The following is a 19267-nucleotide window of genomic DNA, read 5'->3' on the forward strand; positions in this document are numbered from 1 at the left end:
AGTGCCTGCCTGAGTGTCGGGTCCGCAGGTGCCGGCACCGCCCTTCCCTCGGCCGATGGGGTACGTACCCTTGCGGTTACGTACCCGATCGGTTACGTTCTCGGTCATGGACGCGGTGCTGCAGGCGTTGGCCGACCAGAGCCGACGTACGGTCCTCGAAATCCTCAGGGATCACCCGGCGACGGCCGGCGAACTCGCCGAGGCGTTGCCCATCGCACGTCCGGGCGTGTCCCGGCACCTGCGGGTTCTGCGCGAGGCCGGGCTGGTCGACGTCCGCCAGGAGGCGCAGCGGCGCATCTACAGCCTGCGGCCGGAGGCCCTCGTCGAGGTGGACGACTGGCTGGAGGGATACCGCGCGCTGTGGCGGAATCGGCTCGACGCGCTGCACACGGAGATCGCACGAGGAAAGAGGGCGCGGAAGTGAAGACCACCGGGACGATGCGGGCACTCGACGAGACCCGTGGAGCGGTGCGCGTCGAGGACGTGTACGACACCGACATCGACGATCTGTGGAAGGCGTGCACCACGCCCGAACGGCTGGCCCGGTGGATCGCCGAGGTCTCCGGTGATCTGCGCGAGGGCGGGACCGTGCAGGCCGTCATGACCAGCACGTGGAGCGGCCCGATGCGGATCGAGGTCTGCGACGCTCCGTACCACCTGCTGCTGACCTCGCTGCCCGGGACCGACGAGGAGGCTCAGCTCGAGGCCTGGCTCACCGCCGAGGGGCCCGCCACCCGGTTGGTGGTCGAGGAGCGCGGACTGCCGGTCGGCTCGCTGCACTTCTACGGAGCCGGCTGGCAGGTCCACCTGGAGGACCTCGGCCGCTCGCTCGCCGGTGACGCCACCGCACACCCCGGCGGATGGTCGGAGCAGGCGCCGGCCCCGGCCTGGCGCGCGCGCTGGACCGAACTCACTCCCGCCTACGAACACCTCGCGGTGGGCTGATGCCGGACCGCATCAGGCTGGGCGGGACCACGGTGAACGCGCCGGACGCGCTCGCCCTCGCGCGGTTCTACGCCGAGATCACCGACGGCGTCGCCAGAGGCGACTCGCACTGGGCGGCGGTCACCGGCCCGAACGGATTCGTCGCCTTCCAGCAGGTCGAGGACTTCCGGCCGCCGGTGTGGCCGGGGAACGACGTACCGATGCAGATGCATCTCGACTTCCTCGTCGACGACCTCGAGGCGACCGGAGCGCGGGTTCTCGCCGCCGGGGCCACGCTGCTGGAGTTCCAGCCCAACTCCGATCACTGCTTCGTGTACGCCGATCCGGCCGGGCACCCGTTCTGCCTGTCCACCTGGGACGGCCGGGAGCTGGCCGAGAGGTTCGGGTAGTCCGATCGGTGGGTGCTCGGGCGCGACGTCCCACCCCGAGGTAGGGGCCGGGCGAGACCCACGGACGACGCCCGGTCCGGTGTCGGCGGCCTACGGTCGGAACCGGCGCGGGCGTACCCCCGCGACTCTCGTTCGAGGGTGCCGCGTCGACCCGTCGTGAGTGACGGGCATCTGGTCCGGTTGCTCCCATCCCGGCCGGTCCGCCCCTTATTCCGGGCGGATCCCGGCCGGCGGTGCCGGGTACGTGACGGGTGTGCCTGAGCAGCGTCGCCGAGGGGGAGCGGGCATGCCTTCGGACGACCCCGGACGACCCCGGACCAACCCGGGACGAACCCGCGGAGGAGTGGGGAACACATGAGCCTCGTGGGTGCGCAGGTGGCGGTGGTCGCGGACAGCCCGGTAATGACGCCGGGGGTGGACGCCGGGTGGTACCGCCAGGTGACGGAGTTCGCCGCGACCGCGCCGGGCTGGCTGTCCCGGGTCGCCGAGGCCGCCACCGACGCCGGGCTGGCGGCGTTCGTGCTGCTGTTCGTGTTCGCGTGGTGGCGGTCCCGGCGCGGTGACCCCCGCGGTGTCGCCCTCGCCGTGCTGGCGCCGGTCGTCACGGTCGTGGCGTACGCCGTCAGCGAGGTCGTCAAGTCCTTCCTGCGTGAGGAACGCCCCTGCCGCGCGGTCGCCGGAGTCGTCACGCTGGCGCCCTGCCCGGCGACCGGCGACTGGTCGTTCCCGAGCAACCACGCGACGATCGCGGCCGCGGCCGCCGTCGCGCTCGTGCTGGCCTGGCGCCGGCTGGCGTGGCTGGTCGTTCCGCTCGCGCTCCAGCTCGGGGCCACCCGGGTCTACCTCGGCGTGCACTACCCGCACGACGTGGCCGCGGGCCTGGTGCTCGGCGGCGGCGTGGCACTGCTTCTCGGTCTGGTGCTCGCCGGCCCGCTGGTGCCGGTGGTACGGCGCATGCGGGTTCTTCCCCTGGTCGGCGTGTTGCTGGTCGCGGGCGGCGCGGCGGTCGGGGGTACGCCGAAAGCCGTCGGGCCGCGGGCGCAGGTCGTGCGGGGTCCGGCCCGGCCGGTGTCCCGGACGTCCACCGGCTCCGACCGTACGGACGGCAGCCGCTCGCGTGGCCGCGGCTGACCGGGTTGGCGCGAGGTGACGCGGGTGGACCTCGCGAGGCGGCGCGCCACACCCTAAGCTCACCCGGTGCCCGCACGACTGCGTCCCGCCGACCCGACCGACGTGGCCGCCGCGCTCGCCCGCGTCCTGCGGGCCCACGAGGCGGGGGAACCCCCACCGGCCGAAGACCTGCGACTGCTGGTGCGGCACTCCCTCGCGCTGCTGCTGGCGCGGGCGCCGGGGCGTTCGGTGGAGGTACGCGTTCCGCCGTACGCCGCGATCCAGTGCGTCCCCGGCCCCCGCCACACTCGCGGCACGCCCCCCGGTGTCGTGGAGACCGACCCACTGACCTGGGTACTCCTCGCCGCCGACCGGATGACCTGGACGACGGCTCGGGAGTCGGGAACGCTGGCCGCGAGCGGGGAGCGCACCGACCTGTCCGCCTACCTCCCGCTCCTCCCACTCCTCCCGCCGGGTGATGGAGCCCGCTGACCTGCGGTTGTACGGCACGTGCCAGCTGGGGAGAAAAAGTCGTGGAAATTTGCGACCGGATGGAACCGAACCGGGATCCATCCCGTCTGATCGCCGGTGGTCCGAAGCCATCTGAAGAAGCCCTCGCGATACCCCCCGACGCGGGGGCTTCTTCATGCCCGGATTCGGGCGGGGTTCAGCGCCTCACCTTTGGCCTTGGCGCATGCCTTGGCGCATGCCCGAACTCGTGTCTCCGGTCCCCGGCCGAGCGCGCGGTGCCGGCTGTCGGCGCGGTCCACTAGCGTCGGCCAGGTGACAGCCCACCAGCCCAACGACCCGTCGGCCGCGCGGAGTGACCCGCCGCCGGACTGGGCCCTGCGCGAGCCTCCGCCCGACGACTGGGACCCGGGCGATTCGGCTCCTCCCGACGACTGGGACCAGGCCGCGGCCCAGGCCCGCCCGCCGGGCACTCGACCGGCCGCCCGGCCCGACCCGGCCGAGCGGGCCGAGCGGGCCGTCTCCCCGCCGGCCGACCTGCGGGCGGAGGCCGACGCCCACCTGCGACGGCTGGTCGGGCGGGACGACGCCGCGTTCCGCGAGGGCCAGTGGGAGGCGATCGAGGCGCTGGTCGCCCGGCGCCGGCGGGCACTCGTCGTCCAGCGCACCGGCTGGGGCAAGTCGGCCGTCTACTTCGTGGCCACCGCGCTGCGGCGTGCCCAGGGCGCGGGTCCCACGCTCATCGTGTCGCCGCTGCTCGCCCTGATGCGCGACCAGGTGGCCGCGGCCGAGCGGGCGGGGATCCGGGCGGTGACGATCAACTCCGCCAACGCCGACGAGTGGTCCGACGTGGTGAAGGCGCTGGGCGAGGACGAGGTCGACGTCCTGCTGGTCAGCCCGGAGCGGCTCAACAACCCCCGGTTCCGCGTCGAGCAGCTGCCCGAGCTCGCCGAGCGCACCGGTCTGCTGGTCGTCGACGAGGCCCACTGCGTCTCCGACTGGGGCCACGACTTCCGCCCCGACTACCGCCGCATCCGAGACCTGCTGGCTCAGCTGCCCGCCGACACCCCGGTCCTCGGCACCACCGCGACCGCCAACGCCAGGGTGGTCGCCGACGTGGCCGAACAACTCGGCGGGGGCGACGTGCTCACCCTGCGGGGCCCGCTCGCGCGCGACAGTCTGCGGCTCGGCGTACTCCGCCTGCCCACCGCGCAGCAGCGTCTCGCCTGGCTGCTCGCCCACCTCGAGGAGCTGCCGGGCAGCGGCATCATCTACACCCTCACCGTCGCGGCGGCCGACGACATCGCCGCGTTGCTGCGGGACGCGGGCCATGCCGTGCTCGCCTACACCGGCCGCACCGACGACGCCGAACGCCGGTCGGCCGAGGAGGCGCTGCGCGGCAACGAGGTCAAGGCGCTGGTCGCGACCTCTGCGCTGGGGATGGGGTTCGACAAGCCCGACCTCGGTTTCATCGTGCACGTCGGCGCCCCGTCGTCCCCGATCGCCTACTACCAGCAGATCGGCCGTGCCGGCCGGGCCACCGAACGTGCCGACGTCCTGCTGCTCCCGGGGGTCGAGGACGTCGACATCTGGCGTTACTTCGCCACCGCGTCGATGCCGCGCCAGGACCAGGCCGACGCCGTGCTCGCCGCACTCGCCGAGGCCGGCAAGGCGCTGTCCACCGCCGCGCTGGAGGTCGTCGTCGACGTCCGCCGCACCCGGCTGGAGCTGCTGTTGAAGGTGCTCGACGTCGAGGGCGCGGTCCGTCGCGTGTCCGGTGGGTGGGAGGCGACCGGCCGGCCGTGGGTCTACGACGCCGAGCGATACTCCCGGGTGGCCGGTGTCCGGGACGCCGAGGCCAGGGCGATGCTCGAGTTCGAGAAGCACGACGGCTGCCGGATGGCCTACCTCCAGCGCGCGCTGGACGACCCCAGTGCCACCGACTGCGGTCGCTGCGACCGGTGCGCCGGTGAGTGGTACTCCTCGGACGTGCCGGCTCCCGCCCAGGAGGCGGCCGCGGGCCGGCTGGCCCAGGTGGGCGTCCCGATCGAGCCGCGTGCGATGTGGCCGAGCGGGATGGTCCGGCTCGGCGTTCCGGTGCGCGGACGGATCGCCGCGGCCGAGCGCGCGGAGACCGGCCGCGCGGTGGCCAGGCTCACCGACCTCGGCTGGGGGCAGCGGCTACGAACGCTGCTGGCACCCGGCGCGGAGGACGCGCCGGCACCGGAGGCCGTGCTGAACGCCTGCGTCGACGTGCTCCGCACCTGGGGCTGGGAGCGGAGGCCGGTGGCGGTGGTGGCGCTGACCTCGCGTGCGCGGCCGCGCCTGGTCGGTTCGGTCGCGGAGGGGCTCGCCCGGATCGGCCGGCTGCCGCTGCTGGGTGCGATGGAGCCGGTCCACGGCGGGCCGATCGGCGAGCCGGGTGGCAACAGCGCGTTCCGGCTGGCCGGGGTGTGGGACCGCCTCGACGCCGGTACGGAAGTACGCGAGCGACTGGCGGCGATGACCCGGGACATCGGCGAGCCGCCGCCGGTGCTGCTCGTGGACGACCTGGTGGACTCGCGGTGGACGATGACGGTGGCGGCCCGGGCGCTGCGGCGCGCCGGAGCGGGGGAGGTGCTGCCGTTCGCGCTCGCCGTCGCCGGCTGACCGGCGTCGGGACTCGGCGCCGACGAGACCGCCCGCGCCAAGAGTGAAGCCCCGGTCCAGGAAGGACCGGGGCTCACCCACAGGTACGTGCTCAGCCGCCGACGAGCGCGGGCTCCTCGGCGCTCAGGCCGCGACCGGCGCCGACTCCTCGGCCTCCGCGTCGAGCTCGGCCTTCTCGGCTCGGTGGGCCCGGAGCGACCACGCGACGGCACCCGCCCACAGCACCGCGATGATCACGTAGGCCACGGTGCGCGTGCCGGCGGCCGCGTCCACCAGGTCCGACTTCAGGATGGTGCGGACGTTGGTCAGCACGATGACGCCGCCGACCAGCGAGCCGAGGATACGGCCGGGCAGGTGCCGGACCAGCCAGGCGGCGATCGGTGCCGCGACCAGGCCGCCGACCAGCAGCGCGGCGACCGCGCCGAACGGGATGCCCGCGGAGCCGAGTGCGAGGAGGAAGCCCAGGCTCGCCGCCACGGAGACCACGAACTCGCTGGTGTCGACCGAGCCGACCACCCGGCGCGGCTCCATCCGGCCACTGGCGAGGAGGGCGGGGGTGGCGACCGGTCCCCATCCACCGCCACCGGTGGAGTCGACGAAGCCGGCGAAGATGCCGAGCGGCGCCAGGAACCTCTTTCGCACCGGCTTGCCGAGCTGCCCGCGCGGGGTGCCCCAGGCGGTGAACCGGATCAGGATGTAGATGCCGAGCGCCAGCAGGATGCCGGACATGACCGGCGCGGCGGAGTCGGTGGACAGCGAGCTGAGGAAGGTCGCGCCCGCGAAGGAGCCGATCGCTCCGGGGATCGCGATCCGGCCGACGACCTTCCAGTCGACGTTGCCGAACCTCCAGTGCGAGGCGCCCGAGGCCAGCGTGGTGCCGATCTCGGCGAGGTGCACGGTCGCCGACGCTGCGGCCGGCGCCACCCCGGTGGCGAGCAGGAGCGTGGTCGACGTGACGCCGTAGGCCATACCCAGGCTGCCGTCGACGAGCTGGGCGGCCAGCCCGACGATCGCGAGAAGAACGAGCTTGCGCACGCGCGCGGCCCACCTTTCACATATTCCCTATCTACCCGGTAGGACTACGGTAGAGGAAACGGGGTAGGCGCGTGCACCTTTCGTCCAGATGGGAAGACGTCGGACGTCGGCGCGGCGGCGTACGCTGGCGCACCGTGACCAACATCGACCCCGCCGAGGCTGTTAGTGCCGTGCTTCCCGCAGTCCGGGACGACCTGGAGCGGCTGATCCGGATTCCGTCCGTGAGCGCCGACCCCGCCGCCCGCTCCGACGTACGCCGCACCGCCGAACTCACCGCCGAGCTGTTCCGCGCCGAGGGCGCCCAGGACGTGGAGATCCTCGAGGTCGAGGGCGGCCAGCCCGCGGTGGTGGCGCGCTTCCCGGCGCCCGCCGGCCAGCCGACCGTGCTGCTGTACGCCCACCACGACGTCCAGCCCACCGGCGAGGTGGCGCAGTGGACCAGCCCGCCGTTCGAGCCGACCGAACGCGAGGGCCGCCTCTACGGCCGCGGCGCGGCGGACGACAAGGCCGGGATCGCCCTGCACCTCGCCGCCGTCCGGGCCTTCGGAGGCCGTCCGCCCGTCGGGGTGACGGTGTTCGTGGAGGGCGAGGAGGAGATCGGCTCCCCGGCGCTCGGAGCGTTCCTCGCGAAGTACCGCGACCGGCTCGCCGCCGACGTCATCGTGCTCGCCGACTCGGCCAACTTCGACGTCGGCGTCCCCGCGCTCACCACCACCCTGCGCGGCCTCGCCGACTGCGTGGTCGAGGTGCGCGCCCTCGACCACGGTGTGCACTCCGGGATCTACGGCGGTGCCGCGCCGGACGCGCTCACCGCCCTGTGCCGGCTGCTCGCCACCCTGCACGACGAGGAGGGGAACGTCGCCATCGAGGGCCTGGGGACGGCTCCGGCCCCGGCGGTGGACTACCCCGAGGAGAGGTTCCGGACCGAGGCCGCGATGCGTCCCGGCGTACGCCTGCTCGGCGAGGGAACCATCGCCGAACGCATCTGGGCCCGGCCGACCGCCTCCGTGCTGGCCATCGACGCGCCCCGCGTCGCCGACGCGTCCAACACCCTGGTGCCGGTCGCCCGGGCCAAGGTCAGCGTCCGACTCGCGCCCGGTGACGACGCGACGCGGGCGATGAAGGCGCTGACCGAGCACCTTCGTACCCACGCTCCGTGGGGTGTGGAGGTCGACGTGACTGCGGGCGACGCGGGCCAGCCCTACGCCGCGCAGGCGTCTGGCCCGGCCTACGACGCGGCCAGGTCGGCGTTCGCGCAGGTGTGGAACCGCGAGCCGGTGGACATCGGGATCGGGGGCTCGATCCCGTTCGTGGCGGAGTTCGCCGAAACCTTCCCCGAGGCCGCCATCCTGGTCACCGGCGCGGCCGACCCGCACTGCCGGGCGCACGGGGTGGACGAGAGCCTGCACCTCGGCGACTTCGCCCGGGCGTGCGCGGCCGAGGCGCTGCTGCTGACGAAGCTCGTACGGGCGTGAACACCGCCGCGGCCGTCCGCATACTGAGCTTTGCTACGGAATCCGGAAGAACCGCGCGGCCGCGGATGCTGCCCTGACAATGTCCTCCGCACCTTCTTCGACCCAGCCACCCGGCCGGCCGGCCGCTCGACCGGCCGGTGAGCCGGTCGCCCGCCCGCCCGAGGCGACCCGGCGCCGGATCGCGCCGACGCTGATCATCCTGCTCGGTGGGCTCACCGCCCTGGGGCCGATGACCATCGACCTCTACCTCCCGGCGCTGCCACACATGACCCGGGAGCTGCACACCAGCCAGACGTTGCTGCAGCTCACGCTGACCGCCGCCCTGGTGGGCCTCGCGGCCGGTCAGGCCGTGGTCGGCCCGCTGTCCGACGCGGTGGGCCGGCGGCGGCCGCTGCTGGTGGGGCTCGGCACCTACGCCGTCGCCTCGGTGGTGTGTGCCGTCGCCCCGACGATCGAGGTGCTGGTCGCCGGCCGGGTGGTGCAGGCGCTCGGCGGAGCCGCGGGGATCGTGATCGCCCGGGCGATCGTGCGTGACCTGGTGTCCGGCCGGGAGATCGCCCGGCTGTTCTCGCTGCTGTTGCTGGTCACCGGCCTGGCGCCCATCCTCGCGCCGGTGGTGGGTGGCCAGCTGCTGCGGCTGGGCTCGTGGCGGATGCTGTTCGGGGTGCTGACGGCGTTCGGGGTGGTGCTGCTCCTCGGTGTGGTGTTCGGGCTGCGGGAGACCCTCCCGGCCGAGCGCCGCCGTCAGGGCGGGGCCCGGGACGCGGCCCACAGCTACCTCCGCCTCGCCCGTGACCGGTCCTTCCTCGGCTACGCGCTGGCCGGCGGGCTCGGGTTCGCCGGGATGTTCGCCTACATCTCCGGGTCGCCGTTCGTCTACCAGGAGGTCTTCGGGATCAGCCCGCAGTTCTACGGCGTCCTGTTCGGCCTGAACGGCCTCGGGCTGATGGCCTTCTCCCAGGCCAACGGCAGGCTGGTCCGCCGGGTCGACCCGCGCCGGCTGCTGGTGATCGGCCAGTTCACGTCGCTGGCCGGCGCGGTCCTGCTGGTCCTCGCCGCCGCGACGTCGTTCGGCGGGGTGGTGGGCGTTCTGCTGCCGCTGTTCGTGGCGGTGGCGAGCCTCGGCATGGTCGGCCCGAACGCGATGGCGCTCGGCCTGTCCCAGCACCCGGAGATGGCGGGTACGGCGTCGGCGCTGATCGGCACGCTGCAGTTCGTGGTGGGCGCGCTGGCCGGTCCGCTGGTCACCGCGGTCCAGGTGCGCTCGGCCCTGCCGATGGCGACGGTGGTCGCCGGGTGTGTGGTGCTCGGGATCCTGGCCCGGGTGATCCTCACCAGGCCCGAGGAGTCCGAGCGGGCGCCGGAGGAGCGGTCCGGACCGGCCCGCCCGGCTACGGCGTCGGCGGAGGAGAGCTGAGCAGGCCGCGTTCGTCGAGGAGGCCGAGGACCTTCGCCGCGGCGTCGTCGATGGTCACGTCACTGGTGTCGATCGCCAGGTCGGCGTCGTCCGGCGGCTCGTAGGGGTCGGAAATGCCGGTGAACTCGGGGATGAGCCCGGCCCGGGCCTTGGCGTAGAGGCCCTTGCGGTCCCGGCGTTCACACTCGGCCAGCGGGGTCGACACGTGGATCAGCACGAACGTGCCGTCGGCGGCCTCCACCATCCGGCGTACCTCCGCACGGGTCGCGGCGTACGGCGCGATCGGTGCGCAGATGGCGAGTCCGCCGTGCCGGGCCACCTCGGCGGCCACGAACCCGATCCGGGCGATGTTCGCCTCGCGGTCGGCGCGGGAGAAGCCGAGCCCCGCGGACAGCATCCGGCGTACGACGTCGCCGTCGAGCTGGGTGACCCTACGGTCGCCGCGTTCCAGCACCAGGTCGTGCAGGCGGCGGGCGAGTGTCGACTTGCCCGAGCCGGACAGGCCGGTGAAGAACACGACCAGCCCGCGCTGGGGCGTACCCCGGGACGAGGACCCCAGCGCCGCGGCGATCGGTGCCGGGTATCCGCCGTCTCCGCCGCCCGAGGTGGGCTCGACGGCGAGCCGGACCGGATCGCCGTACGCCCGGGCCACCAGGTCGCGGAGCGCGACGTCGGCCGCCGCGTCGGTGCGCGCCGCGAGGGGTACGGGAACGACCAGCGGCTGCCCGGGCAGCAGGTCGGCGGCGGCGAGGGTGGCCCGGACCAGCGTGTGCGCCGAGACGCCGCGCGGTGAGCCGGCGCCGACCAGCGGAAGCAGCACGGTCTCGTCGTACCCGGCGACCGCGTCGGCCAGCCGGTCCAGCGCCGCCTGGTCCAGCGGAGCGTCGAGGACGACCGCCGCGGCTCGCCCACCGGACCGGTCCACGGAGCCGAGCAGCTCGCGTACCTGCGCCGGACTGCGGTGCAGGTGACGGAACACGCCGTCCTCGCGCGGGCGCAGCGGCGCGACGGTCCCGGTCAGCGACCAGGCGCCCGGCGCGGTCTCCGCCGCGACGGTGACGTCCAGCCGGGCCACCGGGGTGCCCTCGAGGTCGGTGAGCTCGGCGGCGGTGAGCTCGGCGGTGACGTTCCCGTCCGGGACGACGCCGGCCGGCACGGCCACGGTGACCTCGGCGAGGATGCCGTCCAGGGCCAGCGCCAGGTCGTCGTACTCCCGCGGCGACGGCGCCCATCGCGGCAGGCCGGCACCGGCTCCGGAACCGGCAGCGGCGCGATCAGGCTCGCTCATCGACTGCTCACACCTCCATGACCAGCGTGACCGGCCCGTCGTTGACCAGCGAAACGTCCATGTGCGCGCCGAACCGGCCGGTCTCCACGTGTGCCCCCAGGCCGCGAAGGGCCGTGCAGAAGTGCTCGACCAGGGGTTCGGCGACCTCGCCGGGCGCGGCCTGGGACCACGACGGCCGCCGGCCCTTGCGGGTGTCGGCGTACAGCGTGAACTGGCTGACCACCAGCAACGGGGCGCCGACCTCGGAGCAGGACCGCTCCTCGGGCAGGATCCGCAGCCCCCAGATCTTGCCGGCGAGCTTCTCCGCCAGCGCCGGGGTGTCGGTGTGGGTCGCGCCGAGCAGGACCAGCAGCCCCGGCTTGTCGATCGCGCCCACGGGCTCGCCGTCGACGACCACCCGGGCCTCGCTGACACGCTGGACGACCGCACGCATGGCCCCCATTGTTCCGGCTCTGCCAGGATGCGGTGCATGCCGACCCTCATCACGGTCGCCCCGACCGGGGCGGAGACCACGAAGGAGGCGTGTCCGACCCTGCCGACCACGCTGCCGGAGCTGGTCGAGACCGCCCGGCGCTGCCAGGACGCCGGGGCGGCGATGATCCACCTGCACATCCGCGACGCCGAGCACCGGCCCACGCTCGACGTCGGCCGGCTGCGGGCGGCGGTCGCGGCCGTACGCGCCGAGACCGACCTGGTGGTCCAGCTGTCCACCGGCGGCGCGGTGACCGACCCGTTCGAGGACCGGCTGCGGGTGCTGGACGCCGAACCCGACTCGTGCTCGCTGACGATGGGCACGGTCAACTTCGGTGACGACGTGTTCACCAACCCGTGGCCGTTCGTCACCCGGCTGTACGAGCTCACCCAGGAGCGGGAGGTCGTACCGGAGTTCGAGCTGTTCGACCTCGGCCACGTCGCGGCGCTGCACCGGCTGCTGGACACCTACGGCCTGCCGTACGGCGGCCGGGTGCACGCGGACCTGGTGATGGGCGTCCCCGGCGGGATGCCCGGGGACGCGGCCACCCTGGTGGCGGCGGTCCAGGCGCTGCCGGAGGCGGTGACGTCGTGGTCGGCGACGGGTATCGGCCGGACGACGCTCGCGGTCGCGCTGGCCGCGCTCAGCTGCGGCGGTCACCTTCGGGTCGGCATGGAGGACACGCTGAACTTCGCCCGGGGCCGGCCGGTACGCCACAACGACGAGCTGGTCGCCCGGGCGGCCCGGCTCGCCGGGCTGGCCCAGCGGCCGCCGATGTCGCCGGGCGAGGCGCGCGACCTGCTCAACGTCAAGCCGCGGTAGACGCGACAGCCGTGGTGGCCGCGGCGGGACCCGTCCTCACCGGCCGGGGGTAGGGTGCGGCCTCGTGTCGTCCCTGATGTCGTCTCAGCCCCCGCAGCCTGCCCACCTGCCCGTGGTCGCCGAGGTCGTCCGCTCCGGCTTCGTGGAGTGCCGCCACCACGGCTCGGTGGTGGTGCTGGACGCGGACGGTTCGACCGCGCTCGCCGTCGGTGACGTGGAGTCGCCGATCTACCCCCGCTCGGCCAACAAGCCGATGCAGGCGGCCGGCATGCTGCACAGCGGCCTGGACCTCGAGGGCGAGTTGCTGGCACTGGCCACCGCGAGCCACTCGGGCGAGGAGTTCCACGTCGCCGGCGTACGCCGGATCCTGGCCGGCGCCGGGCTCACCGAGGACGACCTGCGCTGCCCGCCCGACTGGCCGGCCGGCGAGGCCGCCCGGGACGCGCTCGTGCGGGCCGGCGGTGAACCCGCCCGGGTGACCATGAACTGCTCCGGCAAGCACGCCGCGATGCTCGCGACCTGTGTCGCGGCCGGCTGGCCCACACAGACCTACCTCGACCCGGGTCACCCGTTGCAGAAGGCGATCCGGGAGTCGGTGGAACGCCTGGCGGCGGAGAAGGTCGCGCACACCGGGGTGGACGGCTGCGGCGCCCCGCTGTTCGCGCTCAGCCTCACCGGGCTGGCCCGGGGGTTCCAGGCGATGGCGCTGGCGCCGGAGGACTCGCCCGAGGGGCGGCTGGTGGCCGCGGTCCGTGCCCACCCGGCGTACGTCAGCGGCAGCACCCGGGACGAGGCGGCACTGATCGGTGCGACGCCGGGACTGTTCGCCAAGAGCGGGGCCGAGGCCTGCTACGCGGTCGCCCTGCCGGACGGCCGTACGGTCGCGCTGAAGATCGAGGACGGCGGTCAGCGGGCACGCCCGGTGGTGATGGCCGCGGCGCTGCGCCGGCTGGGCGTCACCAACGCCGTCGTGGAGGAGCAGGCGTACGCCGTGCAGACCGGCGGCGGGGTCCCGGTCGGTGAGGTCCGCGCCGTGGGTTTCTGAGCGGCGCGTTCTGAGCAGCTCGGGCTCTGAGCAGCCGGGTTTCTGACCACTGGATTTCTGACGGGCCGACCGCCCGCGGAGGGCTGCTCGTTCGGTGATTCGCGGAGTCCGCGACCCGGATTTGCTGTGAGTTTGCGCTTGCTAGCTTTTGCAAGCACACTGGGAGCCATGAAGGTCCGGTCCATCGGCCCCCTCGGCGACTACCTGCGGGAGCAGCGACGCAACGCCGAGCTATCCCTGCGGCAGCTCGCCGACCTCGCCGGGGTGTCCAATCCCTACCTCAGCCAGATCGAGCGCGGTGTGCGCAAACCCTCCGCCGAAGTGCTCCAGCAGCTTGCCAAGGCGCTGCGGGTGTCCGCGGAGGTTCTCTACGTCCGGGCCGGACTGCTCGACCCCACAGAGGGTGACGGCGAGCAGGACATTTCGGTCGAGATGGCCATTCACGCCGACCCAATTCTCTCGGTACGCCAGAAGCGGGTCCTGCTCGACATCTACTCGTCGTTTCGCCGTGAGGCCGACGAGGAAGAGACCAGTGAGCCGGAACGCGAGAGCACTACCCAGAACCGGGCTGTACGTCACGCCCGTCAGGAGGACTGACATGCCCCGCACCACTCGCAACAAGAACATGAACGAGACCATCACCCCGCTCTACGTCCTGGCCGGTGCCGGCGACCTGGCGGTGGAGAAGATCCGGGAGATCTCCAAGCTGGCCTCCAGCAGGATCTCCTCCCTGGAGACCACCGACCCGGCCGAGGTGTCCGACCGCATGCAGGTGCGGATCGAAGAGGGCGCCGACACCCTGGGCGTGGTGCTGCGCAGCGCCACCAGCGACATTCGCGAGCAGGCCAAGGGCATCTCCGGCCGCGCGCAGTCGGCCATGCAGGCGATGTGGATGTCGGCCGGCGACGCCTACGACGACCTGATCGAACGCGGTGAGGGCGTCGTGAGCCACCTGCGCGGCCAGAACGGCCGGACGATCCAGCGCACCGCCGCCGGCGCGCGTGGCGGCCGGACCACCGCGGCCAAGAAGGCGAGCCGTTCGGCCACCAAGGCCACCGGCACCTCGGCGACCGCGAAGAAGTCGGCCAAGAAGTCGGCGAAGAAGTCGGCCAGCCGTACGACCACGCAGTCCGCGTCCAAGTCGACGCGCGCCGCGAGTAAGTCGACCACCCGGAAGCGGGCGGCGGCGAGCAAGGGCCGCGCCAACTCCTCGGGCTCGGCCAACAGCCGCAAGTCCACGACCAGCGCGTCGAAGTCCGCGCCTGCCGGTGCGGCCCGCCCGGCGAGCAGCAACACCTCGACGGGGACGACCACGGCCAGCACGTCGTCGACCACTCCCAACAGCACCACCAGCAGCTGAGCACGTAGCGGCTGAACCTCCCGTCCGGCGGGCGGACGCGGGTGGTGTCTCGGGGCGGACACCACCCGCGTGCTCAGTACGCCCACGCCCCTGCCGACCGTGCGCGGTCGAGTCCTGCTCAGAGCGGGATCCGCGGCATCCGGGCCATCTGTGGCATCCGGGGCATCTGAGGTGTCCAGGGCTTCGAGGCCCTTTCGCCCTCCTCGCGTCCCCTCGTCACGCGATCGGGGTGCCGTTCCTTCGGTCGGACGCGCCCGGTCCGGCAGCCGCCACCGGGGGCGTCCGGCGGTTACCCTCGGGGGTGTGTACGCACCCACCACGATCGTCGGCTACCTCACGATCGCGCTCTGGCTCATCCTGTTGGTCATGAAGGCGTTCGCTCTGGGTGACGCCGTGATGCGGCCGGCGCAGGCGTTCCCGGCCGTCGACAAGCAGACCAAGCCGCTCTGGCTGATCCTCACCGGCCTCGCCCTGCTGATCCACCTCATCCCGCAGTTCGGGTCGCCGATCGGCCTGCTGAACATCGCCGGCACGGTCGCAGCGGCCGTCTACCTCGTCGGTGTCCGGCCTGCCGTCCGCGAGGTGGGCGGCGGCAGGGGTGGCCGGGGCGGCGGATCCTCCGGCGGCTGGTGACCGCCCCGGACGACGATGCCCGCCTGCCGTACGTCCTGACCGGCGCGGGCCGTCCCACCACCGTCTTCGCCCCCGGGCTCGGCGGCTCCGTCGAGCAGACCCGGCCGTTCGGCAGCGGGGTGCGGGGCACCCGGGCGTTCCTCGACCACGACGAGGACGACGCTGCGCAGAGCCTCACCTACGCCGACCTGGCCGCCGACGTGCGCGGGGTCGCCGACGGCACCGGGGCGACCCGCGCGGTCGGCGTCTCCCTCGGAGCGGGCGCGATCCTGCAGCTGCTGGCCGCGACACCGGACCGGTTCGAATGCGCCGTCCTGGTGCTGCCGGCCGCCCTGGACCGCCCTCGCCCCGCACTGGTGGCCGCTCGGATGCGGGCCGCGGCCGAGAAGGCCGACCGTGGTGACGTCGAAGCCGTGGCCGCGGCGCTGCGGGACCTCCAGCCCGCTGCAGTCCGTGACCGTCCCGACGTCGTGGCCTGGTCCCGGGACCGCGCACAGGTGCTGGCGGGCCCGGCGTTCGCGCGGGTGCTGCGGGCGTTCGCCGACCAGCGGCCGCTCGCCGACCGCGGCGTACTCGCCCACTGCACGGCACCGGTCCTGGTGGTCGGCCAGGAAGGCGACGACGCCCATCCGGCACCCGTCGCGCGGGAGACGGCGGCGGCACTTCCGAACGCGGAACTCGTGGTGTTCCCGCCCGGCGGCCTGCTCTGGGAGTACCGGGCGCGGACCCGTGCGCGGATCAGCGGGTTCCTCAACGGCACAGCCGAGGTGGATGCCGAGGTGGATGCCGAGGTGGACGTCGACGGGCCCGGCGTTGTCGGTGACCTCCCGTAGCGTGTGCGCATGACCACAGCCGACTTCGACCGCCACGGGCGCACGCACCGGCTCGAGCTCACCGACCAGAGCGTCCGGGAGTGGGACGCCACCGTTCTCGCCGCCGGCGCCGAGGACGGCATCGTGCTCGACCGGTCGGCGTTCTATCCCGGTGGCGGCGGCCAGCCACCCGATGAGGGCGTGCTGCTGTGGGGCGGCGTGCGCACCCGGATCGTCGGTGTGCGCAAGGGCGACGACCTCGCCCTGCTCCCGCACGAGGACGACCCGATCCCGCCGGTCGGCACGTCCGTGCGCGGTGCGCTGGAAGACGTACGCCGCACCTCGTTGATGCGCACCCACTCAGCACTCCACCTGCTCGGCGGCGTGGTGTTCCGCGACTTCGGAGCCCTGATCACCGGGTCCAACATGAACCCCCTCGAGGGGCGGCTGGACTTCAACCTGGACACCTTGCCCGAGGGGTTCCGCGACCGGATCACCGAGGCGGCCAACACCGAGGTGGCCGCCGACCGGGCGATCGAGGTGCGCGTGCTGCCGCGGGCGGAGGCGTTCGCGTTGCCCGACATCATCCGCACCGCCACCAACCTCGTTCCCGCCGACGTGGAGGTGGTCCGGTTGGTCGACATCACCGGTCTGGACGTCCAGGCCGACGCCGGCACCCACGTGGCGTCGACGCGGAGCATCGGCGAGATCGAGATCGCGAAGGTGGAGAACAAGGGCCGCGGCTTCCGCCGGGTGCGGCTGCGGCTGCGCCCCGACCAGGCCTGAGGAGACCGAGGCCTGAGGAGACCGAGGCCTGAGGAGACCGAGGCAGAGGAGATCGAGGCGTGGAGATCGCGGCGTGGTGATGGTGGCTTGGTGATCGCCGAGACCGGCGTCCCCCCACGGCCGGGCAATAATGGGCCACGGGGGAACGCCATGACCGAGCATCCGAGGCCTCCGGTGCCGACGGAGGAGCGCCACCTCCCGGAGGTGGACGCGGGACGGCTGTGGGCCGGTGGCCTGGCCACCGCGCTGGTGGCGGCGCTGATCGTGATCGTCGCCGCGTTCGTCATCCAGGCGTTCGTCACCATTCCGGTCGTACCACCCCTGGGTGCCACGCACCTGGGCGACATGGTGACTCTCGCGTACGCCCTGCTGGCGGCCCTGGCCGCGATCGCCGCCACCGGGCTGCTGCACGTGCTCCTGGTGGCCACTCCGCGCCCGCTGCTGTTCTTCTCCTGGATCGTGGCGCTCACCACCGTCGTCGCGGTGGTCACGCCGTTCCTGGCCGCCGCGACCCGCAACAGTCAACTCGTCACAGCCGCCATCAACCTGGTGGTCGGTATCGCCATCCTGTCGCTGCTGAACGGCGTCGGGCTTAGTGCTGTGAGGCGCCCGTGAGTCCCCGTGTCGTACTCCTCGAAGGTGACATCACCGCCCAGTCGGTCGATGTGGTGGTGAACGCCGCCAACTCCGCGATGCGCGGTGGCGGAGGCGTCGACGGGGCGATCCACCGGGCCGGCGGGCCGGACATCCTGGCCGACTGCGTGCGGCTGTTCCCCGACGGTCTCGCCGTGGGCGGCGCCGGTGCGACGACGGCCGGCAACCTGCCCGCCCGCTGGGTGGTGCACGTCGTCGGCCCCAACTGGAACGCCGGCCAGCGCGACCGCGGCCTGCTGGCCTCCTGCTACCGCAACGCGCTCGGTGTGGCGGACGACCTCGGCGCGGAGACGGTCGCGTTCCCGGCGATCTCGGCGGGCATCTTCGGCTGGCCGCTCGACGACGCGGCGCGGACCGCGCTCCAGGTGGTCCGCGAGACCCCCACGCGGGTCGTGGAGGCGAGGTTCGTGTTGTTCACGACGGCGGTGTTCGGTGCGTTCTCCCAGGCGCTGGGCGCGGCCTCGGCGGGCGGGCACCCGACCGGTTCGGACACCGGGGAATGACCCGGCGGCGGCCGGGGGTTGCAATGGATCAGGCCGGCCGTGCCGCCGGCCGTGATCGGGAGCCGGGTCGCCGGCGGAGGAGGTGCGTCGGGGTGCGCCACGGATCCGTGCCCAGGCGGGTGGCGATGCTGAGCGTGCACACCTCGCCGCTGGACCAGCCGGGCACCGGCGACGCGGGCGGTATGAACGTCTATGTCGTCGAGCTCGCCCGCCGGATGGCGGCGCTGGACATCGAGGTGGAGATCTTCACCCGGGCGACCAGCAGTGACCAGCCGCCGATCGTGGAGGCCGAGCCGGGCGTACGGGTCCGGCACGTGGTCGCGGGTCCGTTCGCGGGCCTGGCCAAGGACGAGCTGCCCGCGCAGCTGTGCGCGTTCGCCCGCGGTGTGCTGCGTACCGAGGCGGCCCACGACCTGGGGTGGTACGACCTGATCCACTCCCACTACTGGCTGTCCGGGCAGGTCGGTGCGCTGGCGAAGGAACGCTGGGGCGTCCCGCTGGTGCACTCCATGCACACCATGGCCAAGGTCAAGAACGCCCAGCTCGCCAAGGGTGACCGGCCCGAGCCCCGGGCCCGGGTGATCGGCGAGGAGCAGGTGGTGGAGGCGGCGGACTGGCTGGTCGCCAACACCGACGAGGAGGCCCGCCAGCTGATCGAGCTGTACGACGCGGACCCGGCGGGTGTGGTCACCGTCAACCCCGGCGTCGACCTGGACGTCTTCGCCCCCGGCGACACCCGGGCCGCCCGGCGTGAGCTCGGCCTGCCCGAGGACGCCGCGGTGCTGATGTTCGCCGGTCGGATCCAGCCGCTGAAGGCGCCGGACGTGCTGGTGCGCGCGACCGCCGAGCTGCTGCGCGCCCGGCCCGAGCTGCGGCGGCGCCTCGTGGTCGCGGTCGTGGGCGGCCCGAGCGGATCGGGTACGTCCGCGCCGGGCAAGCTCGCCCGGCTGGCCCGCGACCTCGGCCTGGCCGACGTGGTGCGGTTCGTGCCGCCGGTCCGGCAGGCGGAGCTGGCCCGGTGGTACCACGCGGCGACCCTGGTGGCCGTTCCGTCGTACAACGAGTCCTTCGGGCTGGTCGCACTCGAGGCGCAGGCCTGCGGCACCCCGGTGGTGGCGGCCGCCACCGGGGGCCTGCTGACCGCGGTGGCCGACGACGTCTCCGGGGCGCTGGTCGACGGCCACGACCCGCGCCGGTGGGCCCGGGTGCTGGAGGGTCTGCTCGACGACTCCGACCGGCTCGCCCGGCTGGGTGCGGGCGGCGTACGCCACGCGCAGGGGTTCGGCTGGGCGGTGACGGCGGCGCGGATGCTCGACGTCTACTCCGCGGCACTCGCCCGACCCGAACGCAGGGTCAGCATGCTCCGCTGATCGCCGGCCCGCCCCACCGCGCGGATACGGTGGG

At 73.6% G+C, this 19267-nt stretch carries 21 protein-coding genes; 18 read left to right on the forward strand and 3 right to left on the reverse strand.

The genetic code is table 11. The features are described 5' to 3' along the window. The first annotated feature begins 106 nt into the window (after positions 1-106). The 6 genes from FHR37_RS30355 (at position 107) to FHR37_RS30380 (ending at position 5561) form a co-directional block, all read left to right on the forward strand. Positions 107-424, forward strand: a complete 318-nt coding sequence (locus FHR37_RS30355; protein WP_092886205.1) for an ArsR/SmtB family transcription factor — start codon at positions 107-109, stop codon at positions 422-424. Next, positions 421-945, forward strand: coding sequence for an SRPBCC domain-containing protein (locus FHR37_RS30360; protein ID WP_092886207.1), 525 nt, complete (start codon positions 421-423; stop codon positions 943-945). Before FHR37_RS30355 ends, FHR37_RS30360 begins: the two co-directional genes overlap by 4 nt. Beyond that, complete coding sequence (locus FHR37_RS30365) at positions 945-1334, forward strand: VOC family protein (RefSeq protein ID WP_092886209.1); 390 nt, start codon at positions 945-947, stop codon at positions 1332-1334. The genes FHR37_RS30360 and FHR37_RS30365 overlap by 1 nt, the downstream gene beginning before the upstream one ends. A gap of 354 nt (positions 1335-1688) precedes the next feature. Next, positions 1689-2465 carry a phosphatase PAP2 family protein gene (locus FHR37_RS30370; RefSeq protein ID WP_237768967.1) on the forward strand — a complete coding sequence of 259 codons (777 nt, stop codon included), beginning with the start codon at positions 1689-1691 and terminating at the stop codon, positions 2463-2465. 66 nt (positions 2466-2531) lie between these two features. Next, positions 2532-2936, forward strand: coding sequence for a sterol carrier family protein (locus tag FHR37_RS30375; protein ID WP_092886211.1), 405 nt, complete (start codon positions 2532-2534; stop codon positions 2934-2936). Positions 2937-3449: 513 nt separating this feature from the next. Next, a complete protein-coding gene (locus FHR37_RS30380; protein WP_092886329.1) occupies positions 3450-5561 on the forward strand; it encodes a RecQ family ATP-dependent DNA helicase in 2112 nt (703 codons plus the stop codon). A gap of 123 nt (positions 5562-5684) precedes the next feature. Here the strand turns inward: FHR37_RS30380 and FHR37_RS30385 are convergent, their stop codons facing one another. After that, a complete protein-coding gene (locus tag FHR37_RS30385) occupies positions 5685-6596 on the reverse strand; it encodes a sulfite exporter TauE/SafE family protein (RefSeq protein ID WP_092886213.1) in 912 nt (303 codons plus the stop codon). A 134-nt stretch (positions 6597-6730) separates the two neighbouring features. On the opposite strand from FHR37_RS30385, the gene FHR37_RS30390 reads away from it, so the two are divergent. Continuing rightward, positions 6731-8071, forward strand: coding sequence for a dipeptidase (locus tag FHR37_RS30390; RefSeq protein ID WP_202818262.1), 1341 nt, complete (start codon positions 6731-6733; stop codon positions 8069-8071). A gap of 79 nt (positions 8072-8150) precedes the next feature. Beyond that, positions 8151-9488, forward strand: a complete 1338-nt coding sequence (locus FHR37_RS30395; RefSeq protein ID WP_092886215.1) for a Bcr/CflA family multidrug efflux MFS transporter — start codon at positions 8151-8153, stop codon at positions 9486-9488. Here the strand turns inward: FHR37_RS30395 and cysC are convergent. Further along, positions 9463-10776 carry an adenylyl-sulfate kinase gene (gene cysC, locus FHR37_RS30400; protein WP_092886217.1) on the reverse strand — a complete coding sequence of 438 codons (1314 nt, stop codon included), beginning with the start codon at positions 10774-10776 and terminating at the stop codon, positions 9463-9465. The two genes, FHR37_RS30395 and cysC, sit on opposite strands and share 26 nt — an antisense overlap. A gap of 7 nt (positions 10777-10783) precedes the next feature. Further along, positions 10784-11209 carry a D-aminoacyl-tRNA deacylase gene (gene dtd / locus FHR37_RS30405; protein WP_092886219.1) on the reverse strand — a complete coding sequence of 142 codons (426 nt, stop codon included), beginning with the start codon at positions 11207-11209 and terminating at the stop codon, positions 10784-10786. Positions 11210-11245: 36 nt separating this feature from the next. Here dtd and FHR37_RS30410 point away from each other — a divergent pair, with 36 nt between their 5' ends. The 10 genes from FHR37_RS30410 to mshA all read left to right on the forward strand — a co-directional run bounded on the left by FHR37_RS30410 (position 11246) and on the right by mshA (position 19233). Then, positions 11246-12070: a BKACE family enzyme gene (locus FHR37_RS30410; protein ID WP_092886221.1), complete on the forward strand. Its 825-nt coding sequence runs from the start codon at positions 11246-11248 to the stop codon at positions 12068-12070. A gap of 76 nt (positions 12071-12146) precedes the next feature. Next, positions 12147-13115 (forward strand): asparaginase, encoded by a 969-nt coding sequence (locus tag FHR37_RS30415; protein ID WP_092886223.1) that lies wholly within the window; start codon positions 12147-12149, stop codon positions 13113-13115. Between the two features lie 168 nt (positions 13116-13283). Beyond that, positions 13284-13712 (forward strand): helix-turn-helix domain-containing protein, encoded by a 429-nt coding sequence (locus FHR37_RS30420; protein WP_092886226.1) that lies wholly within the window; start codon positions 13284-13286, stop codon positions 13710-13712. A 1-nt stretch (position 13713) separates the two neighbouring features. Further along, complete coding sequence (locus FHR37_RS30425) at positions 13714-14475, forward strand: hypothetical protein (protein ID WP_092886228.1); 762 nt, start codon at positions 13714-13716, stop codon at positions 14473-14475. A 303-nt stretch (positions 14476-14778) separates the two neighbouring features. Beyond that, positions 14779-15108, forward strand: coding sequence for a DUF2516 family protein (locus FHR37_RS33390; protein ID WP_202818263.1), 330 nt, complete (start codon positions 14779-14781; stop codon positions 15106-15108). After that, positions 15105-15941, forward strand: a complete 837-nt coding sequence (locus FHR37_RS30435) for an alpha/beta fold hydrolase (RefSeq protein ID WP_175542677.1) — start codon at positions 15105-15107, stop codon at positions 15939-15941. The genes FHR37_RS33390 and FHR37_RS30435 overlap by 4 nt, the downstream gene beginning before the upstream one ends. A 9-nt stretch (positions 15942-15950) precedes the next feature. Further along, on the forward strand, positions 15951-16706 hold the full coding sequence (locus tag FHR37_RS30440; RefSeq protein ID WP_092886334.1) for an alanyl-tRNA editing protein: 756 nt from the start codon (positions 15951-15953) through the stop codon (positions 16704-16706). Between the two features lie 150 nt (positions 16707-16856). Next, the gene (locus tag FHR37_RS30445) at positions 16857-17321 is read left to right on the forward strand and encodes a DUF6069 family protein (protein WP_092886230.1); all 465 of its coding nucleotides are present in this window, start codon (positions 16857-16859) and stop codon (positions 17319-17321) included. After that, positions 17318-17863, forward strand: coding sequence for an O-acetyl-ADP-ribose deacetylase (locus FHR37_RS30450; RefSeq protein WP_092886232.1), 546 nt, complete (start codon positions 17318-17320; stop codon positions 17861-17863). Before FHR37_RS30445 ends, FHR37_RS30450 begins: the two co-directional genes overlap by 4 nt. 92 nt (positions 17864-17955) lie before the next feature. Continuing rightward, on the forward strand, positions 17956-19233 hold the full coding sequence (mshA, locus tag FHR37_RS30455) for a D-inositol-3-phosphate glycosyltransferase (RefSeq protein WP_456237024.1): 1278 nt from the start codon (positions 17956-17958) through the stop codon (positions 19231-19233). Positions 19234-19267 lie beyond the last annotated feature (34 nt).

This window comes from Actinopolymorpha cephalotaxi, assembly GCF_013408535.1.
Classification (GTDB): Bacteria; Actinomycetota; Actinomycetes; order Propionibacteriales; family Actinopolymorphaceae; genus Actinopolymorpha; species Actinopolymorpha cephalotaxi.